This is a genomic window from Pseudoneobacillus rhizolycopersici, from assembly GCF_054786815.1.
Genome location: NZ_JBTOOE010000003.1, coordinates 276,943 through 298,296, shown reverse-complemented (window position 1 = coordinate 298,296; position 21,354 = coordinate 276,943). Strand labels below are relative to the sequence as shown.

The 21,354-nt window shown below is 41.4% G+C and carries 23 protein-coding genes, 1 pseudogene and 1 riboswitch; of the genes and pseudogenes, 3 read left to right on the top strand and 21 right to left on the bottom strand.

The window, feature by feature from the left end; genetic code table 11:
• Positions 1-17: 17 nt before the first annotated feature.
• The 4 genes from ACX9YW_RS05825 to ACX9YW_RS05810 all read right to left on the bottom strand — a co-directional run bounded on the left by ACX9YW_RS05825 (position 18) and on the right by ACX9YW_RS05810 (position 4,536).
• The gene (locus ACX9YW_RS05825) at positions 18-671 is read right to left on the bottom strand and encodes a CoA transferase subunit B (RefSeq protein WP_460343192.1); all 654 of its coding nucleotides are present in this window, start codon (positions 669-671) and stop codon (positions 18-20) included.
• Between the two features lie 14 nt (positions 672-685).
• On the bottom strand, positions 686-1,387 hold the full coding sequence (locus ACX9YW_RS05820) for a CoA transferase subunit A (protein ID WP_460343189.1): 702 nt from the start codon (positions 1,385-1,387) through the stop codon (positions 686-688).
• A gap of 42 nt (positions 1,388-1,429) precedes the next feature.
• Positions 1,430-2,866: a GntP family permease gene (locus ACX9YW_RS05815; protein WP_460343186.1), complete on the bottom strand. Its 1,437-nt coding sequence runs from the start codon at positions 2,864-2,866 to the stop codon at positions 1,430-1,432.
• A 395-nt stretch (positions 2,867-3,261) separates the two neighbouring features.
• Positions 3,262-4,536 carry a glycosyl hydrolase family 18 protein gene (locus ACX9YW_RS05810; RefSeq protein WP_460343183.1) on the bottom strand — a complete coding sequence of 425 codons (1,275 nt, stop codon included), beginning with the start codon at positions 4,534-4,536 and terminating at the stop codon, positions 3,262-3,264.
• 161 nt (positions 4,537-4,697) lie between these two features.
• A riboswitch (SAM riboswitch) is annotated at positions 4,698-4,809 on the top strand.
• A 69-nt stretch (positions 4,810-4,878) separates the two neighbouring features.
• On the opposite strand from ACX9YW_RS05810, the gene metX reads away from it, so the two are divergent.
• Together metX and ACX9YW_RS05800 are read left to right on the top strand one after the other, a co-directional pair.
• A complete protein-coding gene (metX, locus tag ACX9YW_RS05805) occupies positions 4,879-5,955 on the top strand; it encodes a homoserine O-acetyltransferase MetX (protein WP_460343180.1) in 1,077 nt (358 codons plus the stop codon).
• Positions 5,956-6,347: 392 nt separating this feature from the next.
• Positions 6,348-7,640 (top strand): annotated as a pseudogene (locus ACX9YW_RS05800) (O-acetylhomoserine aminocarboxypropyltransferase/cysteine synthase family protein); the annotation flags it as partial.
• Positions 7,641-7,776: 136 nt separating this feature from the next.
• Here the strand turns inward: ACX9YW_RS05800 and ACX9YW_RS05795 are convergent.
• From ACX9YW_RS05795 to ACX9YW_RS05750, 10 genes are all read right to left on the bottom strand, one after another.
• On the bottom strand, positions 7,777-8,730 hold the full coding sequence (locus ACX9YW_RS05795; protein WP_460343176.1) for a GGDEF domain-containing protein: 954 nt from the start codon (positions 8,728-8,730) through the stop codon (positions 7,777-7,779).
• Positions 8,731-8,787: 57 nt separating this feature from the next.
• Positions 8,788-9,624, bottom strand: a complete 837-nt coding sequence (locus ACX9YW_RS05790; protein ID WP_460343173.1) for an EAL domain-containing protein — start codon at positions 9,622-9,624, stop codon at positions 8,788-8,790.
• Between the two features lie 197 nt (positions 9,625-9,821).
• Complete coding sequence (locus tag ACX9YW_RS05785) at positions 9,822-10,427, bottom strand: methyltransferase (protein ID WP_460343170.1); 606 nt, start codon at positions 10,425-10,427, stop codon at positions 9,822-9,824.
• A gap of 42 nt (positions 10,428-10,469) precedes the next feature.
• On the bottom strand, positions 10,470-10,889 hold the full coding sequence (locus ACX9YW_RS05780; RefSeq protein WP_460343167.1) for a hypothetical protein: 420 nt from the start codon (positions 10,887-10,889) through the stop codon (positions 10,470-10,472).
• Positions 10,889-11,158 (bottom strand): hypothetical protein, encoded by a 270-nt coding sequence (locus ACX9YW_RS05775; protein ID WP_460343164.1) that lies wholly within the window; start codon positions 11,156-11,158, stop codon positions 10,889-10,891. Before ACX9YW_RS05775 ends, ACX9YW_RS05780 begins: the two co-directional genes overlap by 1 nt.
• A complete protein-coding gene (locus ACX9YW_RS05770; protein ID WP_460343161.1) occupies positions 11,155-12,051 on the bottom strand; it encodes an ABC transporter ATP-binding protein in 897 nt (298 codons plus the stop codon). The genes ACX9YW_RS05775 and ACX9YW_RS05770 overlap by 4 nt, the downstream gene beginning before the upstream one ends.
• Positions 12,048-12,419 carry a GntR family transcriptional regulator gene (locus ACX9YW_RS05765; protein WP_460343158.1) on the bottom strand — a complete coding sequence of 124 codons (372 nt, stop codon included), beginning with the start codon at positions 12,417-12,419 and terminating at the stop codon, positions 12,048-12,050. Before ACX9YW_RS05765 ends, ACX9YW_RS05770 begins: the two co-directional genes overlap by 4 nt.
• A gap of 165 nt (positions 12,420-12,584) precedes the next feature.
• A complete protein-coding gene (locus tag ACX9YW_RS05760) occupies positions 12,585-13,466 on the bottom strand; it encodes a glycine betaine ABC transporter substrate-binding protein (RefSeq protein WP_460343155.1) in 882 nt (293 codons plus the stop codon).
• The gene (locus tag ACX9YW_RS05755) at positions 13,466-14,317 is read right to left on the bottom strand and encodes an ABC transporter permease (RefSeq protein ID WP_460343152.1); all 852 of its coding nucleotides are present in this window, start codon (positions 14,315-14,317) and stop codon (positions 13,466-13,468) included. The genes ACX9YW_RS05760 and ACX9YW_RS05755 overlap by 1 nt, the downstream gene beginning before the upstream one ends.
• Positions 14,298-15,563 carry a quaternary amine ABC transporter ATP-binding protein gene (locus ACX9YW_RS05750; protein ID WP_460343150.1) on the bottom strand — a complete coding sequence of 422 codons (1,266 nt, stop codon included), beginning with the start codon at positions 15,561-15,563 and terminating at the stop codon, positions 14,298-14,300. Before ACX9YW_RS05750 ends, ACX9YW_RS05755 begins: the two co-directional genes overlap by 20 nt.
• A gap of 254 nt (positions 15,564-15,817) precedes the next feature.
• On the opposite strand from ACX9YW_RS05750, the gene ACX9YW_RS05745 reads away from it, so the two are divergent.
• Entirely contained in the window at positions 15,818-16,345 is a 528-nt protein-coding gene (locus ACX9YW_RS05745; RefSeq protein WP_460343147.1) for a GbsR/MarR family transcriptional regulator, read from the top strand.
• Positions 16,346-16,443: 98 nt separating this feature from the next.
• Here the strand turns inward: ACX9YW_RS05745 and mdh are convergent, their stop codons facing one another.
• The 7 genes from mdh to ACX9YW_RS05710 are packed head-to-tail and all read right to left on the bottom strand — an operon-like array spanning position 16,444 to position 21,333.
• Positions 16,444-17,388, bottom strand: coding sequence for a malate dehydrogenase (mdh, locus tag ACX9YW_RS05740; RefSeq protein ID WP_460343144.1), 945 nt, complete (start codon positions 17,386-17,388; stop codon positions 16,444-16,446).
• 32 nt (positions 17,389-17,420) lie between these two features.
• Complete coding sequence (locus tag ACX9YW_RS05735) at positions 17,421-17,840, bottom strand: BMC domain-containing protein (RefSeq protein WP_460343141.1); 420 nt, start codon at positions 17,838-17,840, stop codon at positions 17,421-17,423.
• Between the two features lies 1 nt (position 17,841).
• The gene (locus ACX9YW_RS05730; protein WP_460343138.1) at positions 17,842-18,123 is read right to left on the bottom strand and encodes a EutN/CcmL family microcompartment protein; all 282 of its coding nucleotides are present in this window, start codon (positions 18,121-18,123) and stop codon (positions 17,842-17,844) included.
• Positions 18,124-18,138: 15 nt separating this feature from the next.
• Positions 18,139-18,804, bottom strand: a complete 666-nt coding sequence (locus tag ACX9YW_RS05725; protein WP_460343135.1) for a hypothetical protein — start codon at positions 18,802-18,804, stop codon at positions 18,139-18,141.
• Positions 18,801-19,463 carry a phosphate propanoyltransferase gene (locus ACX9YW_RS05720; RefSeq protein ID WP_460343132.1) on the bottom strand — a complete coding sequence of 221 codons (663 nt, stop codon included), beginning with the start codon at positions 19,461-19,463 and terminating at the stop codon, positions 18,801-18,803. Before ACX9YW_RS05720 ends, ACX9YW_RS05725 begins: the two co-directional genes overlap by 4 nt.
• A 39-nt stretch (positions 19,464-19,502) precedes the next feature.
• On the bottom strand, positions 19,503-19,784 hold the full coding sequence (locus tag ACX9YW_RS05715) for a BMC domain-containing protein (RefSeq protein ID WP_460343129.1): 282 nt from the start codon (positions 19,782-19,784) through the stop codon (positions 19,503-19,505).
• Between the two features lie 16 nt (positions 19,785-19,800).
• On the bottom strand, positions 19,801-21,333 hold the full coding sequence (locus ACX9YW_RS05710; RefSeq protein ID WP_460343249.1) for an acetaldehyde dehydrogenase (acetylating): 1,533 nt from the start codon (positions 21,331-21,333) through the stop codon (positions 19,801-19,803).
• Between the last annotated feature and the right edge of the window lie 21 nt (positions 21,334-21,354).

Here is a 21,354-nt window from a genome sequence, read left to right as displayed (position 1 = left end):
CCTTCCTCCCGATAAATCTAATTTTGATTCGTTAATAATGAAGGGCTAACGGAAAAGTCCGCTTCCGTTTTTTCCTTTACTTCCTCTATCGAAACGCCCTCTTGCAATTCGGTTAAAACCATTCCTTCATCTGAAAAATCAAACACAGCTAACTCAGTGATGAGCCGGTGTACAACGCGCTGCCCCGTTAAAGGGAGCGTGCATTGTTTTTTCACCTTCGACTCGCCGTGTTTATTGACATGCTCCATCACCACAACGACTCGTTTCGCTCCATTGACAAGGTCCATCGCCCCGCCCATCCCTTTGACCATTTTTCCGGGTATCATCCAATTGGCGAGATCTCCATTCTCATCGACCTCCATCCCACCGAGAATAGCCAAATCGATATGGCCGCCGCGGATCATCGCAAAAGATTCGGCACTATCGAAATAAGAGGATCCTGGTACAGCGGTGACCGTTTCTTTACCTGCGTTGATTAAATCGGCATCTACTTCAGCTTCCGTTGGGTAAGGACCGATTCCGAGCAAGCCATTCTCTGATTGAAGCATGACATTGTATTCGTCTGGAATTTCATTAGCAACGAGGGTCGGCATACCAATCCCGAGGTTGACGTTCATTCCATCCTCAATTTCTAATACGGCTCGCTTAATGATTTTTAAACGTACATCCACTAGAACTACCTCCCCTAAATGTTTGCTACGGTTCTCCGTTCAATTCGCTTCTCGTACCTTTCCCCTTCCAGGACATGCTGAACGAAAATGCCTGGCGTGTGGATATGATTCGCGTCCAACTCACCGACTCCAACGATTTCCTCCACCTCTGCAATCGTGATTTTCCCGGCCATTGCCGCTAATGGATTAAAGTTGCGAGCCGTTTTTCGGTAAATGATATTGCCATGTGGATCGGCCATCCAGCCCTTCACGAAAGCATAGTCACCGACAATTCCTTTTTCTAAAATATACGTCTTGCCATCAAACTCTTTATGCTCCTTACCTTCAGCGACAGGAGTACCGACACCTGTTGCCGTATAAAAACCGGGAATACCAGCACCACCGGCACGAATCCGTTCGGCAAGCGTCCCCTGCGGAACTAACTCCACCTCTAATTCGCCGCTTAAGAACTGTTTTTCAAAAATCTTGTTTTCTCCCACATAAGAAGAAATCATCTTCTTGATTTGTTTATTCGCTAAAAGCAAGCCTAACCCCCAATCATCGACACCACAGTTATTGCTTACGATTGTTAGATCTTTAACGCCTTTTTCCCGTAGGGCCAGGATGGCTTTTTCAGGTATCCCACAAAGTCCAAAACCACCAACGATTAATGTCGCTCCATCTTGAATCCCATTAATGGCGTCCTCAAACGAATACAAAACTTTTCCTTTAGCCACTTCGATCCCCCCGTTTTGTTTTTTTGAAAGAATGCTAGATGATTAAACAATTCCTAAAAGTGTATACAACGCAATAATAAAGAAGACGGCTACTGTTTTAATAATGGTAATCGCAAAAATATCCCGGTAGGATTGCTTATGAGTTAATCCGGTTACCGCCAATAAGGTAATAACGGCACCGTTATGCGGAAGTGTATCCATCCCCCCAGATGCCATCGAAATGACGCGGTGCATAACTTCCGGTGGAATATTGGCTGCGGTTATCGCTTTATTATAGGTTTCAGACATCGCACTTAGGGCAATTCCCATCCCACCTGATGCCGAACCTGTAATACCTGCTAGGGTAGTGGTGGTCACAGCTCCATTAACTAATGGGTTCGTAAAGGTCCCACCGATACCACTTTTAATTAAAGCAAATCCAGGAAGGGCAGCAATGACTCCACCAAACCCGTATTCAGCCGCGGTATTCATCGTCGCTAATAGCGAACCACCAATACTGGTATTAAGACCTTCTTTAAAGTTTTGCATCGTGCGAGCCCAATTGTATAAAAGGGTAGAAACAATCCCAACAATCAAGGCCATTTCCACTGCCCAAATCCCAACAAAAGCGGTCACATCGACCACTCCTAATGCATCCAAGCCTACTTTGGTAAAATCAAAGCCATTTGGATACCATTTTGGAATCGCTGTAACAAAGAGTTTATTGGTTACACCTACTAGAATCAGTGGAACAAAAGCAAGAATTTGACGCATTAACGGTTGCTCGGTTGAAAGATTGGTAGGAACCTCGTCCTTACCTGCTACAGCCTCAGCAGTAGCAGCTGTTTCTGCACCAAATCCAAAGTAACCTTCTCCCGCTTTTTCAGCTTTTTTACGACGAGATTCTAAATAAATTAGACCAACAATAAGGACAAAGATCCCGCCCAAAATCCCTAAAACAGGTGCCGCATAAATATCTGTTTTAAAGAAAGAAGTTGGAATAACGTTTTGAATTTGCGGTGTACCAGGAAGAGCATCCATGGTAAACGTGAATGCCCCAAGTGCGATCGTTCCAGGAATAAGTCGTTTTGGAATATCTGCTTGTCTAAATAATTGCGCCGCAAATGGGTAAATCGCAAATACAGCGACGAATAAACTTACACCGCTATACGTTAAGATGGCTCCTAATAGAACAATCGATAACATTGCTCTTTTTGTTCCAAGAGAACGAACGATAGTCTTGGCAATCGATTCTGCCAACCCTGACATTTCAACAACCTTACCAAAAATAGCCCCTAATAAAAAGACAGGAAAATAGTTCTTAATAAAGCCGACCATTTTATCCATAAACACGCCTGAAAAAAACGGCAGCACATGACTTGGTTCTGTTAATAACACAGCAAAAAGTGCACAAATCGGCGCAAATAAAATAACTGAAAATCCTCTGTAAGCAACAAACATTAAAAGTCCAAGTGCCAATAAAATGACGATTAAATCCATGAAAATCCCCCTATGAATTTGATTTCTCCATACCCTTTTTCTTTGCCCTATGTTACTCGTAAGCGTTTACAATTTAAACCAAAAACCCCCAATCGTGAAATTTGATTCCACCAACCTTAATTGCAAATACCGTGCCAACGTAATTTTATATTCTAAATCATCAGAAAATATAGTCTCTTCCATTAACACTACCTATCTAGTAATTAAATTTTACCATCCAATTCCGCAATCACGGAAAACATCTAAACTACCATTCCGCATTAACGGAAAATTCCGCCTTTCCGGAACCCACTTTAACACTTTAAAGCATGTGGGGACTGTCCCCACATGCTTTAAAGTGTTAAAGGATTAATTGTCGAAATGGCAAAGCGAACAGTAACTGGCACTGTTCGCTTTCAACGTATTGGTAGCAAAATCGTCACATTGTTCCTCAAATATGCCCAATTTTGTGGGGCCGGCAAACTTATTTGCCAAAAGGTGACCCCAGACAATTGATATCGATCAACCAACTGGTACAATTCGGTGTAACTTCTAATATCCTCAAACCAGACGACATGCTCCATTTCTCCCTGCCAATAACGGTACCATGGCGCCTTACTGATATCGTCAAATTGAATTGAATACCAATTTGCTATAGCTTGATTTTGGGCAGCAAGAACGGATAATGACTTCGTTGTATTGGATGGAACCTCTTTATCATAACCATAGAGAGGTGCGGCAATTTGCAGTTTACCTGCAGGAATTTGCGTGAGAGAATATTGAACCACTTGTTCCAGCCAGTTAATGGGTGAGATCGGATCAGGCGGGCCTCCTGGGTAGCCATAGTCCATTGTCATGACGGCAACAAGGTCACAAGCTCTAGCAATCCCAGCATAATCATAGGCACCGATAATGCGATTAGTTGGAATATCTTCTGTTTTGGCATGAACATTCACATGTAAAATAAGCTCGCCTAATGATTTTTTTAAATCCGTTAAAAAAACAATAAAATCCTTACGCCTTGGTGGCGGGATAAATTCAAAGTCTATACTTACACCACCATATCCTCCTTGCTTAGCAAGATGCACTAAACTCGTCACCAAATTAGTTCGATATTCCGGATTCTCTAGTACTCTTCCGATTAACTCGGCGCTAAAATTTTCGCCTGTAAAGTTTTGAATCATTAATAACGGCATAACATTTCGTTGATTGCTTCTATCAACCAATGGTTGATCTTCTACCATCTTATAGGCCCACCCTTGTTCAGTCATGGAATATGCCACAATCGCTAAATAGGTCAGCTCACTAGAGAGTGAATCTAGTGTTGCCAAATTAGCATTGACTGCTGATGGAACGATAAAACCTAATGTCGTCATTGCTAATTTCAAAGGGGATGGTATAAGAATGTTTTGGCCGATGTAAAGCTGGTTAGGTGTGATTCCCGGATTGGCCATTAGGATTAGGGATTCTTCTGTCCCATATTGTTGGGCCAATTTCCATATGGCATCGCCTAGTTTTATTCTATAAGAGCGAATCGGCAGGCTGTTGTCGGGAATATATAAAGCAAGACCGGGTACAATGGAATCGGCAGACGGCAAACCATTTAATTCCACAATCGTTTGAACCGGAACACCATACAACATTGAAACGTTCCCCAACGTATCACCCGCACCAACAATATATACAGCCATTAAATCACGCCCCCCTTTATTTCATCATATTAATGGTGCCAGGCACCGATACATCAATTTTTGGAAAATTCATAAAAAGTGTTTGACAGATGATTTCCAAAGGTGTTATAGTCGGATTCATAGTTAGGTAATTGTGTTTGTTATTTGTGAATTGAATAGTTTTCTTATCCAGAGTGGTGGAGGGACCGGCCCGATGATACCCAGCAACCGATTTTCATTTTTATGAAAACACGGTGCCAATTCCTGCAGAGCTTATGCTCTGACAGATAAGAAGAGTTGCTGTGTGTATTCCACCCTCTTCTTAGGAAGAGGGTTTTTATTTTTTATAAGGGAGGAGGCAATATGCATCCGGAGTTGCAGCAAGAATATGGCGTCATTGATATTGGTGATTTTAAAACCGAAAGTGATGTAACGATTAAGAATGTGCAGATTGCCTACGAACGAGTTGGTGATCCCTCTACCCCAATCATTCTGGTTTGTCATGCCCTAACTGGAAATCAGTATTCCGTTGGAACTACAGAGGAACCAGGCTGGTGGTCGGGATTGATTGGCCCAGGAAAGCCGATCGATTCTCGCAAATGGCAAGTCATAACGATGAATGTTCTAGGGGGCTGTAATGGATCGACTGGGCCACTGAGTCTTAATCCAAGCAGTCTGCCTTATCGGGCACATTTTCCGTTTATCTCCGTTAGGGATATTGTCAACAGTCACTACTTTGCCTTACAAAAGCTAGGGATTGAAAAGGTGCACGCGATTATTGGCGGTTCCTTAGGAGGAATGCAAGTGCTGGAATGGGGCATTCTCTATCCTCACTTCGCAAACCTGCTTTTTCCACTCGCAACCGCCCCGTTTATGAGTGATTTTGGAATGACCTATAATGCCATTGCCCGTTTTGCCATCTTAAATGACCCTGAATGGCAAGGAGGAAATTACAAGGCAAATCCACAAACAGGGCTTAGTGTGGCCAGAATGCTCGGGATGATTTCCTACCGTTCCCCAGAGTTGTTTAATCAACGATTTAACCGGGAGCAGAGGGAAAGCTGGGGAATATCGCATCAGGAGATTGCCTATCAAGTAGATTCCTATTTGCAGTATCAAGGCAAAAAATTTTTAAAAAGATTTGATACAAATAGCTATCTATACCTACTTAAGGCAATGGATCACCACGATATTGGCAGAGATCGCGGTGGCTGGCAGGAGGCTATATCGGCCATTAAAGCGAAGGTGATTGCGTTTAGTTTCAAAGAAGATATTATCTATTCTGCTGACTTATTAGCATCAGTCATACATGAATGTAAAAAAAATTACACCCCAGCTTGCCATTACGAAGTCGACACGATCTTTGGGCACGACGGATTTCTCGTTGAGTTTGAAAAATGGGGACATCTGATAAAGGAGGAGTTAAATGAAACCCATTAAGCTTTTAGCTTCGCCCGATATCGTTATCGTTTTTGAAGCCATTGTCGGTATCGAATCTAACCATACTTACATTAGATAATTTTTAGTAAAAAGCTCTTACTTAGACAAAAACTTCTTAGCAACAGAGTCACTTTATTAAAAACAGAAACGTTCAATCATGTTGAGGGATTTTTATTACAAGGAAGGGAAAATGACATTCTCTTATTCTTGGAGTCTCTTCAACAAGACTTCCTAACTGTTTACCCAGTTTCCCCTACAGGATTACCTATATACACAAAACCATACACACCAGTACTTGAACAATCCATCACGAACTAACTTCACCTAGAACGAGAACGGAATGCCTGCATGATCAAAATAAAACGATGAATCTAATAAGGAGTGTTATTAAGATGACCAATCAAAACCTATCGTATCAATTAGAGACATTATTACTTCACGGAGGACAGGAGCCAGATCCAACGACAGGCTCACGAGCTGTACCCATCTATCAAACTTCTTCATATGTATTTCAAAACACCGACCACGCCCAACGGCTATTTGCTCTAGAAGAGCTCGGCAATATTTATTCTCGCATAGGTAATCCGACGGTCGATGTGTTCGAGAAGCGAATCGCGTTGTTAGAAGGTGGAGTTGGAGCCGTTGCAACATCTTCCGGCCAGGCTGCCATCACGTTAGCGATTCTGAATCTCGCTCATGCTGGCGATGAAATTGTTGCGGCAGCCAATCTGTACGGCGGAACCTACAATCTATTTGCGAACACGCTTCCGAAGTATGGGGTGAAGGTCCATTTTGTTGACTCCTCTGATCCGGAAAACTTCCGAAAAGCGATTACACCGAAGACGAAAGCGGTTTTTGCTGAGATTATAGGGAATCCAAGCCTGCTTGTTCTTGATATTGAGGCGGTTGCGAATATCGCTCATGAGGCGGGAATTCCACTCATCGTGGATAACACTTTTGCTTCGCCGGCTCTTTGTCAACCGATTCAGTGGGGGGCCGATATTGTCATTCATTCGGCGACGAAATGGATTGGCGGTCACGGTACATCCATCGGGGGAGTCGTCGTTGATGGCGGAAAGTTTAATTTTAATAGTGAGAAGTTCCCTGGATTTATTGAGCCAGACCCTAGCTATAACGGTATTCGTTATGCGTCCGACTTTGGCTCCTTAGCCTATATCATTAAATTACGCGTTCAGCTAATGAGAGACTTTGGTTCCTGCTTAAGTCCATTTAACGCCTTTTTATTACTTCAGGGCTTAGAAACGCTTTCTCTTCGCATGGAAAGACATACGAAAAATGCCTTGGAGATTGCTCAATATTTAGTGAATCATCCAGCTGTAGAATGGGTTTCCTACCCGGGCCTAGCTTCCCACCCATCTAACCGCTTAGCGAAAAAATATTTAAAAGACGGAGACGGGGCTGTCGTCGTATTTGGAATCAAAGGTGGTCGTGAGGCAGGAAAAACCTTTATTGATTCCTTGTCATTATGGTCTCACTTAGCAAATGTTGGAGACGCTCGCTCCCTTGTCATCCATCCTGCTTCCACCACTCATCAACAGTTAAGCAGTGAACAATTAAAGAAAACCGGTGTGACGGAAGAACTAGTAAGACTGTCCGTTGGGCTTGAATCGATTAAAGATTTAACCGATGATTTAAACCAGGCTCTCACAAAAGCAAGTGGAATATTATCACGCTAGAAACCTTAGGAAAAATGAGGACGAAGTTCCAAGTGCAGTAATAGTCAAACTGCCATCTTTCAAATGTCCATAAAAAGCCTTTAATGGGCATTTTAGCCCCATTTTTTCACTAGAACAGATTATTTCATGAAATTGAATGAACAACATCCAAATAACAGCTACCAACCTTTCTTTTACAAAGCTTTTTCATTTCAGTAGCCTGGTTAATAATTTCTTCCGTAGTTGTAAAGGGTTGAAATTGATTCGATATAACGGCAATAGATATGCTTAGGAGCGGAATTTTACGTTTCTCTCCTAAGCGATCCTCTGCCAAAACATATTTTTGAGCGAGATGTTCTTGGGTATAGACGGTTTGTACCATACTATCAAAATCACGAATGATAGAACGACATAAGTGGGAGTAATCATGATGATAAAGGATCGCCAAAAAGTCATCGCCACCGATATGTCCTAAGAAACCATTCCTTTTCATGATGGCATTTTTTAACAACGTTGCCGTGGCTTGAATGACTTGGTCCCCTTTTGCGAAGCCGTAGATGTCATTATAAGTTTTAAAATAATCGATATCAAAATAGAGGACAGTAAATGTATCTCGAGAAAGACTTTCAGACATTTTTTCATGGATTAACCGATTTCCGGGCAACCCTGTTAAAGGATTTAGAAAACTGGCAAATTGGGATTGTACTTCTGCAAATTTCATTAAAAGGCGGCTAATACTAACGGCACCAGCATATAATCCGGATTCGGTCACAATTACATAATCATACAATTCTGCTTCATCTCTACTCATGGCTTTTTTGCTTACTTCAATAATGGAAGTGGAATAATCAACTGCCAAAATATTCGTATTCATTAATAGCTGAATGGATTTATCAATGTACAAATTGTATCCGTATAAGGTGCCTAGTTTTTGATAAAAATTGGTTCTGGTAATGAGTCCAATCGGAACCTTATTTTCCACCACTACCACTCCGGAGCACTTTCTATCATGTTTGAATAGTTCATTGATTTGCTGATTATTAGCATCGGGACCGAACGTGGGAACAAATTCAGCAATCTCTCCGATTAAACCTGTCATTTAGATACCCTCCTTAAACGAAAACATCCAAGCAACGTATTTTGGATACCTCCCAGATTAGATCGAAATAGTTTGGGATGGCCTACCTAGTGCGTATCCTTGACCAAAATGCATTCCTTCATTTTTCAAATACTCTAAATCCTCGATATGCTCAATTCCTTCGGCAATAACAGACGTATTGGACTCCAGCGCAAAATTAAGGAGCAGGCTAACCATTTTTTGTTGTGCCTCATTAGAAACAATATTATGGATGAGCGATCGGTCTAGTTTAATAAACTCCGGTCGAAAGTGGACAAGTGTTTTTAAACTGTTATACCCGGTCCCGGCATCATCAATGGCAATTCGAAAACCCTGTGAACGGTAGTTTTTAAGTACCTTTTCAAACATTTCAAAGTCATTGACCGCTTTTTTCTCGGTTAATTCAAATACAATCTGGCTTGGCTTTAAACCGAACTCTTGTAAAAGCTGAATGGTTTCGCCAGGACGATAATTCGTATCGATGAGCACTTCCGAATGAATATTCATAAAAAGTAATTTCTCGCATTCACTCGGAGCTGCTTTAATATTAGTAGAAAAATTCTTTAATGATGTGTTCCGACAAAATAGTTCAAATAAAAAAACGAGATTCGTCCCCCCGATGAAATCATAAAATTGATCTGTGGATGGAAATAACTTTGAAAATGGGGGCCGATTTAATGCTTCGTAGCCGATGGTCTCCTCCGTCTTTAGATCAATGACCGGCTGAAAGTATGTAGATAGCTTATTATTTTTCATAATTTTAATTAGTTCATTATATCTCCATAAATCCTCTATACCGCTTTTTCTTTTCTTTATGGCAAAGTTAATATAGGAAAAGAGCTCCCTCATATAAATACTTTTGCTGGTACTATTCATTTTGGACTCCCTTTAGCGTATTTAAGAAATACCACTATATTATTATAATTAAAGCATTTTAAGAGATTGTTAAAATTATGTAAAACTCTATTACAACCACCCCTTTAGCACTTTAAAGCATGTGGGGACTGTCCCCACATGCTTTAAAATGCTAAAGTTTCTATTCGTGACCTTGATTAACAGTACATGTTTGTATGTTAGGGTAGTCGATAAATCAAAAATCGTTCATTTGTGTTGTGTTCATAAAGCCCTTCTAATTGTACCTCTTTAACTAGTTCAAACGACGTTTGATTTTCTAAATAGTAAATATAATCCTCTGATGGATAATATAAAATCACATCGATCTCTCGTTTGTACTGTTCCACCGACCTCATGATATTGTTCAACACATTCATAAAAATCTGAACCGAAAATGGATTAAAGAAATAAAATCGATTGTCGACAGGGTTTATTTGATAATTTTCTGCCAAACAACAATAGAAGGAAATCTTGCCGTCAATTTCTTTCATTTTCTTCATATAGCTTCTTTGATTGTCAATTGCCTGTAGATAAAACTCTTCATTCATTTCGATTCCCACAACAGAGGCTTTAAACTGATGGTGTATGAAGAAGTTTAATCTTCCTTTCCCACAGCCAAAGTCAACTACATGGTCATTGCTATTAAAACCGTATTGAAGAAATAGCTGCTCTAACGCACTGTAGGGTGTTGGCTCATAGCGGTGATAATGAAATGACCTATGAAAGCCTTGTTGCTCTTCAATTGTATGAATATTCAATTTTTCATCGTAGTCTTGTTCCTTCACACGTTATCCCTCTATCACAATTGGTTATTTTTTCATAAAAATTTAAACGGTTGCTCGTCTTAACAAAATATACGGAAGACCTATTAATAACAAACCAGGAAGGATGAGCCAATAGGCAATTTCGACTGCCGTATGATGGGCAAACCATTGAAAGATATTCATCCACACTCCATAATAACTTAATAGGAGGGCTATGACACTCGTAATGAGTAGGAAGGCAACAGCAGTGATAATAAGACCTCTAGCTCCAAAACGACGAGCTATACTGGCTGTTACGAAGCCGAAAAAAAACAGATTAATAAATAAAATAATATAAACTGTTAATTGTTCCAAAACGGATCCATCGTTTAAATATGGAAAGTGGAAAAAGTGGAATCGTCCTCCCCATCCGTCTGTTGCATTTTCAATGACAGAAAATGCGACAAGGATAGCGCCGAATAATAGATGAACCAAAAAACCCATTATCGCGGTCCCCAAGAAATAATCTGTTCTGTTCTTCTTACCGACATTCCGATGGCATAAGGAAAGGTTTGTGTGACAACAATAATGCCCATGACAAGCATATATACAAAGATATAGGAGATCCCACCTGTATAAAACTTTTCATCGTTAGAAATAAACAGGCTGACGATAAAATTTAGAATAAAAACGGATGTGAGAATAATCGTCGGAATGAAAAACCACGCCCATTTATCTCTTAGATACATTTTTAATACACCATTTATATTCATTTGTCCATCGCTCCTTTTTGCAAAGATTCACCTTTTGTGAGATGCACAACTAATTGCTGTAAGGAAACAGGTGATATTTCAAGCCCGCTCGAGGCTGCAAGACTGGTCTCCACATGCTTCTCGCTTTGAATGACTGTAGCTGACAGCAAACCGCCAAAAGGCTCACGATGAATAACTTCCTTACCACTTATAAATGCTTCAACCTTTGTTTTTTGGCCGGTTACAGTATAGGCCATTCCACGTAAATTCTCGGCCTCTTCATTAATCATGAGCCGACCTTTATCCACAACCATAATATGCTCTAGCAAGTTGCTAACCTCATCAATTAAATGAGTAGATAGAATGACAGTACGCGGGTAATTTAAATAACCCTCCATTAACCTGTTATAAAATAGTTCTCGTGAAACGGCATCAAGTCCCAAATACGGTTCATCAAAAATGGTCAGCGGCGCCCTACTTGCAAGGCCAATCACAATCCCAACTGCAGAGTGCATACCCCTAGATAATTTCTTTGCTTTTCTGTTTAAAGGGAGATTAAACTCTTTCACTAAGATTTGCGCATACTCCTCATCCCAGTTCGGAAATAAAGACTTTGACACTTTTAAAATATCATTTACATTAAAATTATCTGGATATTTTTGCCCTTCTTTGATAAAACAAATTCGACTTAATACGTTTCTATTTTCATCGGGATTCTCACCAAAAACTAATAATTCACCACCGCTCGGGAATAACTGAGCTGTGATTAATTTCATTAACGTGGTTTTCCCTGCTCCGTTTCTTCCTAGCAAACCGTAAATTTTATTTTCTTCCATCGTAAAACTTACATCATTTATCGCCTTGAATTCCCCGAATGATTTATCCAGCTGTCTTACCTCAACGACCTTCTTCATGCCTTTTCATCTCCTCTCCGAACCATATCCGTCAATTGTTCAACTGTTATCCCTAATTTCTTTGCCTCATGGATCATTGTGATGACATATTCTTCAAAGAACTGTTCCTTCCGTTTGTTAATCACCTTTTCTCGCGCTCCCTCTGATACAAACATTCCTATCCCCCGCTTCTTATATAAAATCCCTTCATCCACTAACAAATTGACACCTTTTGCGGCGGTTGCCGGATTAATTTTGTAAAATGCTGCGAACTGATTTGTAGATGGAACCTGAGATTCCTCGGGTAGCCCTCCTTCAATAATGTCATCTTCAATGCGCTCTGCGATTTGAATAAAAATAGGCCGACCATCGTCAATTAATTGTTTCACACCTTCACCACCTAATTGGTTAGTTACTTATGTAACTAACCATATAACATTAATTTTCCAAAGTCAATGGGTTCATACATAAGTGTAACAACAAAAAAAGCGGACAGGTCTCTGTCCGCTTGCACATCCTATTGAATAAATTTATGGGCAACCTCATTGTTTCATTTACTTCAAATCCTCAATAGAATCAATATCCATGTATGCCGGTACGACTAATCCCAACTTCGTTCCCGTTAGGTTTTCACCTAAATCTTCAAATTGACCTTGATATTTTTCATAGTAGTCGGCGTGGGTGGATGGCAGCCAGGCAGCTACATGGGCATCTAAACTTCCATCAGCCACTCCCGTCCACATTGGCCCCGCTTCAACTTGCATAAGGGTTACTCGGTATCCAAGGTCGGATAAAACCTGGCCAATCACATTCGTACTAGCGATTTCGCTATCCCAAGCCACATAGCCTAGTGTGATTTTATCACCTGAAACCTTATTAGCCCCGGTTGTCCATTCACTTACCTTATCAGTATTATCTTCTACCCATTTGGCAGCCGCCTCTTTTGGATCTTCACCATCATAAATCGCATTCATGACGATGTTCATATCTTCCGGCGTCCAGTTAAACTGATCCAATACCGTGTATGCATCAGGCATATCATCCTTTAAGCCGTTTCTAACAATCGTGTTAATCGTTTCTTCTTGTCCATAAACACCATTAGGATCTTCTAAATATTTTAAATCAAATTTGGCAAACAACCAATGTGGTGTCCATCCAGTTACAATAATGGGCTCTTCTTTTTCATAAGCCTTCTTCAACGTAGCCGTCATCGCCGCATTTGAACCTTCTACTAGCTGCCAATCCTTTAATTCATAGTCTTCCAAAACTTTGGCGGTGGCCTTCATAATGCCAGCCCCAGGGTCAATCCCAATAATCTTGTAATCTACGCTTTCCCCTAACGTTTCTTCCCCACTACTTGTTTTATCTGCGCCGCAAGCAGCAAGTGCCATTATCAGTAAAGCCAATCCCAACAGATTCAGCCATTTTTTCTTCATTAGATCGATCTCCCTTGCTTTTTATTTTTTCCGACATTCTGAGTGACTCGGTCGAGTATAATCGCAATAACGACGATGGAAAGACCTGCCTCAAATCCTTTCCCGATTTGTATTTGTGTGACAGCTCGATACACATCTGCCCCTAAACCTGGAGCACCAACCATTGATGCGATGACCACCATTGAAAGGGCCAGCATGATACTCTGGTTTATTCCCGCCATAATCGTTGGCATGGCAAGCGGAAGCTGTACTTTCATTAACTTCTGACCGGTTGTTGAACCAAACGCTTCGGTTGCTTCAATAATATCCGCCGGAACTTGCCCAATTCCGAGTATGGTTAAGCGGATCGTTGGTGGCATCGCAAATATAACGGAAGCGACCACACCTGGGACAACCCCAATATTAAAAAAGAAAATGGCAGGTATGAGGTAAACAAAGGCGGGCATCGTTTGCATAAAGTCTAAAACGGGGGTGACAAATTGTTTGACTACTTGATTTTGTGAAGCCCAAATTCCCATTGGAATTCCTAATAGAATCGAAATAAATACAGCTGTTAAAACCAGTGCCAGCGTCTCAAGCATCGGCTCCCAGTACCCAAGATTTTCAATTAAAAATAAACCAACCAATGTAAAAATGGCCATCCCTTTTCCCGCTAATTTCCATGCGAGTAAAGTTAGAAGAATAATAAATAAATAGGTTGGGATAATCTCCATTCCAGCAACCAGCCCATCAACAATCAGTTGCAAAATAGAGGTAATTCCATCAAAGGCAAATTCTAAGTTGATCGTAAGCCAATTAACGGCTGCATCAATCCAATCGGCAATTGGCAGTTTAGGAAGTAATCGGTCCATGTATTTTCACCTCCATTGCCATTTTCGATTCTGTTTCCTCTTCCCCGAAACGATGAAAGACAGGATGATTTCCGGCTAATGCTCCGATGACCGCTCCCCTTACCAGAATCCCAAGAAGTCGTTTATTGTCATCGACAACAGCGACTGGAATCGAGGCCGTTGAAACCTGGTCAAATAAATCTGTTAGAATCGTATCCGGTGCAACGGTTGTTACCTCGTCCGTTAACACGCCCATTAGTCCGACATTTCGCTCTATCGCTTCCCTTGCATCTGCAGCTGTCACGGCACCAAGAAGGGTTTTCTGTTTATTCACCACATAGATACTCGAGATTCCTAGTTCCTTCATCATTTGCAGAGCCACCCTTGGCCCCTTTTCGACAGAAACCGCTTCTGCCCTTTTCATCACATAGTTGGCCGTTAACACCTTGGACAAATCAACATCCTCTACGAATCTCTCAACATAGTCATTTGATGGATTCATTAGAATCTCTTCCGGTGTACCCATTTGCACAATCGCCCCATCCTTCATTAAGGCAATCCGATCGCCAATTCTGAGTGCTTCATCTAAATCATGTGTAATAAACACAATCGTTTTTTTCATCTTGCCTTGCAATTCAATCAGAAAATCCTGCATATCCTTTCGAATCAGCGGATCTAGGGCACTAAACGCCTCATCCATTAAGAGGATATCTGCATCATTGGCTAAGGCACGGGCAAGTCCAACTCGTTGCTGCATCCCGCCGCTTAACTGGTTCGGATATTGGTTTTCATACCCTTCTAAACCAACAAGTTTTAATGCAGCCATTGCTTTTTCAACTCGTATTTCTTTGGCTACTCCCTGGATTTCCAGCCCATATTCCGTGTTTTCTAAAACGGTTTGATGGGGAAATAGTGCAAATTTTTGAAACACCATACTTATTTTTCGACGACGCACTCTTCTTAGTTGTTCCTTTGTCATTTTGACAATATCTTCGCCATCAATAAGCACTTCACCGATCGTTGGTTCAATGAGTCGATTCAACATTCTTACCAAAGTGGACTTCCCACTTCCCGACAGGCCCATAATAACGAAAATTTCTCCTTCTTCGACCTCGAAGCTAGCCTTATTGACTCCTATGGTTGCCCCGGTTCTCTTTAAGATACTCTGTTTCGTTTCTCCAGCATTTAATAGCTGTATCGCCTTTTTCGATTTCCCAAAAACCTTAGTGACATTTCGAACGCTTATCTTTTTTGGTATAGTATTCATCTATTCACCTCGTTTTTTCGTTTTTCCAATGGCACCTCTTAATTGTAGGATTAATTAGTTTCGTTGGGCAAAGTTGGTATATCAGCATATTCGGTCATATAGTTCGTGCAGAAAAAACTGTACGAACCGAATAATACAAATGCATATAAATGCTCCAAATTACTCCAGATTCCTCCTAAGGTGAAGGCTTTACTTCTAAAAAAAACATGTTACTCTTATTAAGTACATGGATGTAAAATGGATGTGAAATAGATATGAATGGTGAAGAAAAATTAGCATGCGCCCGCGAACGGGTGATTGATGCCATTTCGCAAAATATGAATTTGTACGGGGTTACCGAATCCATCGGACGTTTATACGGTGCTTTATATTTCCAAGATGGTCCTCTCACATTAGATGATATGAAGGAAGAACTTGGAATGAGTAAAACCAGTATGAGTACATCTGTCCGCAGTTTATTGGAGTTAAAAATGGTCGATAAAGTGTGGAAAAAGGGAGCACGAAAGGATCTGTATCAAGCTGAGCTGGATTGGCACCAAACCTTTATCGACTTCTTCTCCATCAAATGGAGAGCCGGAATTAACATCAATGTTTCGGCAATGGAAAAGTCCTTGGGTGAATTACACCAGTTGCTTGAAGACGAAACCACCGATGAAAGCATTAAATCCCAGGCAAAGACGGACATTACGAAACTAACCGAGGCACTCGAATACTATGATTGGCTGAATCGCTTAGTCGACAGTTTTGAATCCAAGAAAATCTTTGAGTTCATTCCTAAATAGACTTACCCCAAAAAATTTCGAAATAAACATAAAAACACTTTAGCGCTTTAAAGCACAGCGGGACTGTCCCGCTGTGCTTTAAAGCGCTAAAGTGTTTTTTATTTGGTGGTTAGGATGTTCATGACGTTTTTGACGGAGTTGGCTGATTTGTCTAGTGCTGTTTTTTCTTCGGTTGTAAGTGGAATTTCGATAATGCTTTCAATTCCGTTTCCTCCGAGGATGGTTGGAACGCCTAGATAGATGTCTTGGTAGCCATATTCTCCTTCTAGGTAAGCAATAGAAGGTATAATCCGCTTTTTGTCTTTAAGGATGGCTTCTGCCATTTGAACCATCGATGCTGCTGGAGCGTAATAGGCACTGCCTTGTCCGAGTAGATTCACAATCTCACCGCCGCCTTTACGCGTTCTTTCGACGATGGCTGCAATCCGTTCTGCCGGAATAAGCTTCTCTAATGGAATACCTCCAGCATAGGAATAGCGTACTAAAGGAACCATTTCATCCCCATGCCCACCAAGCACAAATCCTGAAATATCCTCTATCGAAACACCTAATTCCTGGGCTACAAACGTATTAAAACGAGCCGTATCAAGAACACCTGATTGACCAATGACACGGTTTTTCGGGAAGCCCGTTGTTTTATAACAAACATAGGTCATTGCATCCACAGGATTACTTAATACGATTATATAACTGTTCGGAGCATATTTACGAATATTTTCCGATACATCAACCATAATCTTTTCATTGGTAGCCACTAAATCATCGCGGCTCATTCCAGGCTTTCTTGGTAAACCAGCTGTAATGAGAACGACGTCGGCGTCTTGAATATCCTCATAGCTTGATGTACCTGTGATATTTGCGTTAAAGCCTTGAACAGGACTAGCTTCTAGCATATCTAGCGCTTTTCCTTTAGTAGGATTGGTTTGAGAAGGGATGTCTACTAATACGATATCGCCAAGTTCCTTTTGAGCCAGCATTAGAGCTGCAGTTGCTCCGGTGAAACCTGCGCCGATAACCGCAATCTTTCTGCGTTTAAATGCCATTATTTCTCCTCCGTTCCACTTTTATCAAGAAGTCATTTCCCTTCTTTTGAGGTTGGTTCCTCTGGGTTATTGTCTTTTGCTTCTTGCTTCTTCTTGTTGGTAGCTGTTTTCGTTTCTTTCCCAGTCGGTTCAACCGGTGCTTCTTTCTTTTCCGCTTCTTTTTGAACGACTGCTTTTTTTACATCCTTTAGTAATACATCTTTAATATCTTCATCCGGATGAGGAATCACATGTGCGGAAATCAACTCGCCTACACGAGCTGCTGCTGCTTTACCGGCATCAACTGCTGCTTGAACAGCGCTGACATCTCCCTGAATGAGTATCGTTACTAGCGCAGCATCAATTTTCTCTTGTTTGACTAAACGAACATCTGCTGACTTCAGCATCTCATCAGCGGCTACAATCGAGCCTACTAGCCCTCTCGTTTCTACCATGCCTAATGCTCTACCCATGTTAGTTCACCTCTTTCCTTTCCACATCAATCGAATCAATTATACCAATGACAAGAGCATCAATCGGTAGCTTCAACTCACCCGTCATATTGGCAGCCGCACTGCCACGGGTGACAAGAACGCGATCGCCCACTCCTGCACCAATTCGGTCAACAGCGACAAAAGGCGGGTCAACAATGGTACCATCCGGTAATTCAGGTTGCACGAAAAGAAACTTCAATCCGGCAAGATGATCTTCCTTTCGAGTTGCCCAAACATTACCGATAATTGTTCCCATTTGCATGACTCTCGCCCCTTTCTATTTCCGTAATTCAATCGTTTTTCCCAATTCACGAGCCGTATCGCGCGCTAAAGGGGTAATAATGGTGTTCTCATCAACCAATATCTGCTTTCCCTTATATGCCTGAACATCTCTCTGCGTTAGCAATTTTTTACCAGTTGCTTTCTCTGAAGCTTGGCTAGCTTCTTGAAGCTGGCTGACACTTTGAAAAGCTGCCTCCAAGGTTTCCACACTAACACCAAGTTTTTGCAGTTGCTCTACATATCCTTTAATTTGTAAAAGATATTCCCGATTCGACGACGCCCCCGGGTCCGCAAACAAATACTTGCTTAAAAAATCAGTTGGAATTAGCGTGACCGGAATATTTGCCCAAATACTGCGGGCTAGCGCTTCACTTTCAGGGGTATCCGTTAATCCAATTGCCCCTTTTACGAGTAGATCCTGCGATGCATCTAAAAATAGCACCTTTTCCGGGGAAAACCGTTCGATGTCATCCAGAGATTGCCCACCAATCATATTCCAACGGGCCGAAATAGTTTCGGTTAATGGAATACTTAGGCGTTTCACATTGCCGAAAACTAAGAGATTAGGCTTTGCTTCCTTCACTCCAGCTATTTCTTCAGAGGAAGTCAGTCTTTTTATAACCTCTGCGACAACCTGAGCAATTAAATCGCGGTCCATCATGCTTGCCCCTCGATCTTCACTAATTTACCAACTGTTTTTCGCGAAATAAATCCCGCATTCGCTTCATCTGTATCGACATGCATTTCCAGCTTATACCTAGGTGAAACACGAATCAGAACCTTGCCCAGTGTGACCGGACGTGGTCCGTCCACCTCAATTTTGACATATTCACCATTTTCCACACGGAAAAGAACTGCATCTTCAGGTGTCATATGAATATGAGCTTGCGCAACAATGAGGCCTTCCTTTTTATAAAGACTTCCTTTTGGCCCAACAAGGGTGATGGGACTAGAATCCTTAATATCGCCTGATTCACGTAAAGGTGGCTTCGTTCCAAGCTTTATGGAATCGGTTTGACTCACTTCCACTTGGGTTAATTGACGCGCAGGACCAAGAATCCGCACGTTTTCAATGCTCCCTCTTGGTCCCACAATGGTAATGGTTTCGTTTGCGGCAAACTGTCCCGGTTGGGATAGGTCTGCTTTTTTGGTAAGCTGATAGCCTTCACCGAAAAGGGCTTCCAGATCAGCTTGGCTTAAATGAGCATGTCGAGCAGAAACAGCCATCGGAATCCCAAGCTCGCCTGAAGCTGAAGCAGTGGTATTGGTTAATCTTGATACGACTTCTTCAATAATTGCTTGTATGGCTTGTTGATTCATCGTTTCATGCTCCTAACTTATTAAACTAGTAAAATCAAATTACGCTTCTAGCTTCGGTAAGATGCTTTCTAATTCGTTGTGAGGGCGTGGAATTACGTGTACAGACATTAATTCACCTAAACGTTGAGCAGCAGCTGCTCCAGCTTCTGTTGCTGCCTTCACTGCACCTACATCTCCACGAACCATTACTGTTACGATTCCGCCACCAACATGAACCTTTCCTACTAAATGAACATTAGCTGCTTTCACCATTGCGTCTGCTGCTTCTACTGATGCTACTAATCCTTTTGTTTCGATCATTCCTAATGCTGTTGTTGCCATTTTAAATTCCTCCTAATTAGTTGTTTTGGTATTGTTTAATAACTTGATTCACCATTTCAGCTATTACTTTCGCATCAACCTCAGATGAGCCAAGAGTAACTTGTTTTAACACTTGATCAACAATTTGCTCGACATTTTCGCTACCATTGCCTACTGTTTTTGCTGAAGCTGTAGTAGCTGATGGTTTTGGCAAGGAAACCTCTTTCGTGCCATATGCCATTCGCTTAATATTGATCAAATGGCGAGCTGTGACATTATCAGATGTAATGTTTCCACCGAATGAACCACAGCCAAGGGTCAGTGACGGCATTAAGCCCGTCGTAGCTCCGACTGCTCCAATCGAAGAAAGCGTATTAACCATTAATCTTGAAACCGGCATTTCTAAAGCAAATTCCTTTGCAACATTCTCATCATTCGTATGAAGTGACAAGCTGTGACCTCTACCGCCAAGATTTAGAAGCTTCATACAATACTCTTTTGCTTCCTCATAACTATCAGCTGTATATAGAGCAAATACAGGTGATAATTTTTCAAGCGAGAATGGAACATCCTTACCAACTCGTGTTTCTTCTGCTACTAGAACTCTAGTATCAGCAGGTACTTTAACACCAGCCATTTCGGCAATCTTCACAGCCCGTTGACCGACAATCGCCGGATTTAAGTGCCCAGGTGTCGTTACGATAACCTTTTCAAGCAACGCTTTTTCTTCGGCATTTAGAAGATAAGCACCATTATTCTTTAATTCGCGAATAAGGATTTGTTGGACATTGCGATCAACGACAATCGCTTGCTCAGTCGCACAGATAGTCCCGTTATCAAATGACTTACTATCAACAATCATCGATACAGCTTTTGCCACATTCGCTGATTTTTCCACATAACAAGGGACATTTCCAGGTCCTACGCCGTAAGCCGGTTTCCCTGAGCTATATGCAGCACGCACTAATGCTCCACCGCCTGTTGCTAAAATCAGATTCACGTCGCGGTGTTTCATTAATTGATTAGTCGCTTCCATAGAAGGAATTGAGATCCAACCAATTAGTCCATCCGGAGCCCCAGCTTGAATAGCCGCTTCATTGCAAATTTTTAATGCCTCAACTGTACATCTCTTTGCCCGTGGATGTGGGCTTACCACAATCGCATTTCTCGTTTTTAACGAGATTAACGTTTTAAAAATCGCAGTTGAAGTTGGGTTTGTTGTTGGAATGATTCCAGCAACCACACCGTACGGATAAGCAACCTCTGTTATTTTGTTTGCATGGTCCTCACGGATGATTCCCACTGTTTTTTCATTTTTAATAGATTCATAGACAGCCATTGAACCTACTTCATTTTTAATTTTTTTATGTTCCACGATACCCATGCCTGTTTCTTCAACGGCCATTTGCGCTAAGCTAAGTGAATGTGAGAAAGCCACTTCAGCTACATGTTTCACAATTTTATCTACTTGTTCCTGTGTGTAGGACATGTATTTCAATTGTGCTTCCTTCGCACGTTGTACAGCACTGCGCATTTCCTGTATCGATTGGAGGTCTTGATCAAATTGCATCATTACACACTCCCTAATAAC

What these genes read in the sequence shown, in the direction of transcription:
- ACX9YW_RS05815 (WP_460343186.1), bottom strand. Translation starts at nt 2,866, where the DNA reads ATGGATTTAATCGTCATTTTATTGGCACTTGGACTTTTAATGTTTGTT.
- ACX9YW_RS05810 (WP_460343183.1), bottom strand. Translation starts at nt 4,536, where the DNA reads ATGGCTGTATATATTGTTGGTGCGGGTGATACGTTGGGGAACGTTTCA.
- metX (WP_460343180.1), top strand. Translation starts at nt 4,879, where the DNA reads ATGCATCCGGAGTTGCAGCAAGAATATGGCGTCATTGATATTGGTGAT.
- ACX9YW_RS05795 (WP_460343176.1), bottom strand. Translation starts at nt 8,730, where the DNA reads ATGACAGGTTTAATCGGAGAGATTGCTGAATTTGTTCCCACGTTCGGT.
- ACX9YW_RS05790 (WP_460343173.1), bottom strand. Translation starts at nt 9,624, where the DNA reads ATGAATAGTACCAGCAAAAGTATTTATATGAGGGAGCTCTTTTCCTAT.
- ACX9YW_RS05780 (WP_460343167.1), bottom strand. Translation starts at nt 10,889, where the DNA reads ATGGGTTTTTTGGTTCATCTATTATTCGGCGCTATCCTTGTCGCATTT.
- ACX9YW_RS05775 (WP_460343164.1), bottom strand. Translation starts at nt 11,158, where the DNA reads ATGAATATAAATGGTGTATTAAAAATGTATCTAAGAGATAAATGGGCG.
- ACX9YW_RS05770 (WP_460343161.1), bottom strand. Translation starts at nt 12,051, where the DNA reads ATGAAGAAGGTCGTTGAGGTAAGACAGCTGGATAAATCATTCGGGGAA.
- ACX9YW_RS05760 (WP_460343155.1), bottom strand. Translation starts at nt 13,466, where the DNA reads ATGAAGAAAAAATGGCTGAATCTGTTGGGATTGGCTTTACTGATAATG.
- ACX9YW_RS05755 (WP_460343152.1), bottom strand. Translation starts at nt 14,317, where the DNA reads ATGGACCGATTACTTCCTAAACTGCCAATTGCCGATTGGATTGATGCA.
- ACX9YW_RS05750 (WP_460343150.1), bottom strand. Translation starts at nt 15,563, where the DNA reads ATGAATACTATACCAAAAAAGATAAGCGTTCGAAATGTCACTAAGGTT.
- ACX9YW_RS05745 (WP_460343147.1), top strand. Translation starts at nt 15,818, where the DNA reads ATGAATGGTGAAGAAAAATTAGCATGCGCCCGCGAACGGGTGATTGAT.
- mdh (WP_460343144.1), bottom strand. Translation starts at nt 17,388, where the DNA reads ATGGCATTTAAACGCAGAAAGATTGCGGTTATCGGCGCAGGTTTCACC.
- ACX9YW_RS05735 (WP_460343141.1), bottom strand. Translation starts at nt 17,840, where the DNA reads ATGGGTAGAGCATTAGGCATGGTAGAAACGAGAGGGCTAGTAGGCTCG.
- ACX9YW_RS05730 (WP_460343138.1), bottom strand. Translation starts at nt 18,123, where the DNA reads ATGCAAATGGGAACAATTATCGGTAATGTTTGGGCAACTCGAAAGGAA.
- ACX9YW_RS05725 (WP_460343135.1), bottom strand. Translation starts at nt 18,804, where the DNA reads ATGATGGACCGCGATTTAATTGCTCAGGTTGTCGCAGAGGTTATAAAA.
- ACX9YW_RS05720 (WP_460343132.1), bottom strand. Translation starts at nt 19,463, where the DNA reads ATGAATCAACAAGCCATACAAGCAATTATTGAAGAAGTCGTATCAAGA.
- ACX9YW_RS05715 (WP_460343129.1), bottom strand. Translation starts at nt 19,784, where the DNA reads ATGGCAACAACAGCATTAGGAATGATCGAAACAAAAGGATTAGTAGCA.
- ACX9YW_RS05710 (WP_460343249.1), bottom strand. Translation starts at nt 21,333, where the DNA reads ATGCAATTTGATCAAGACCTCCAATCGATACAGGAAATGCGCAGTGCT.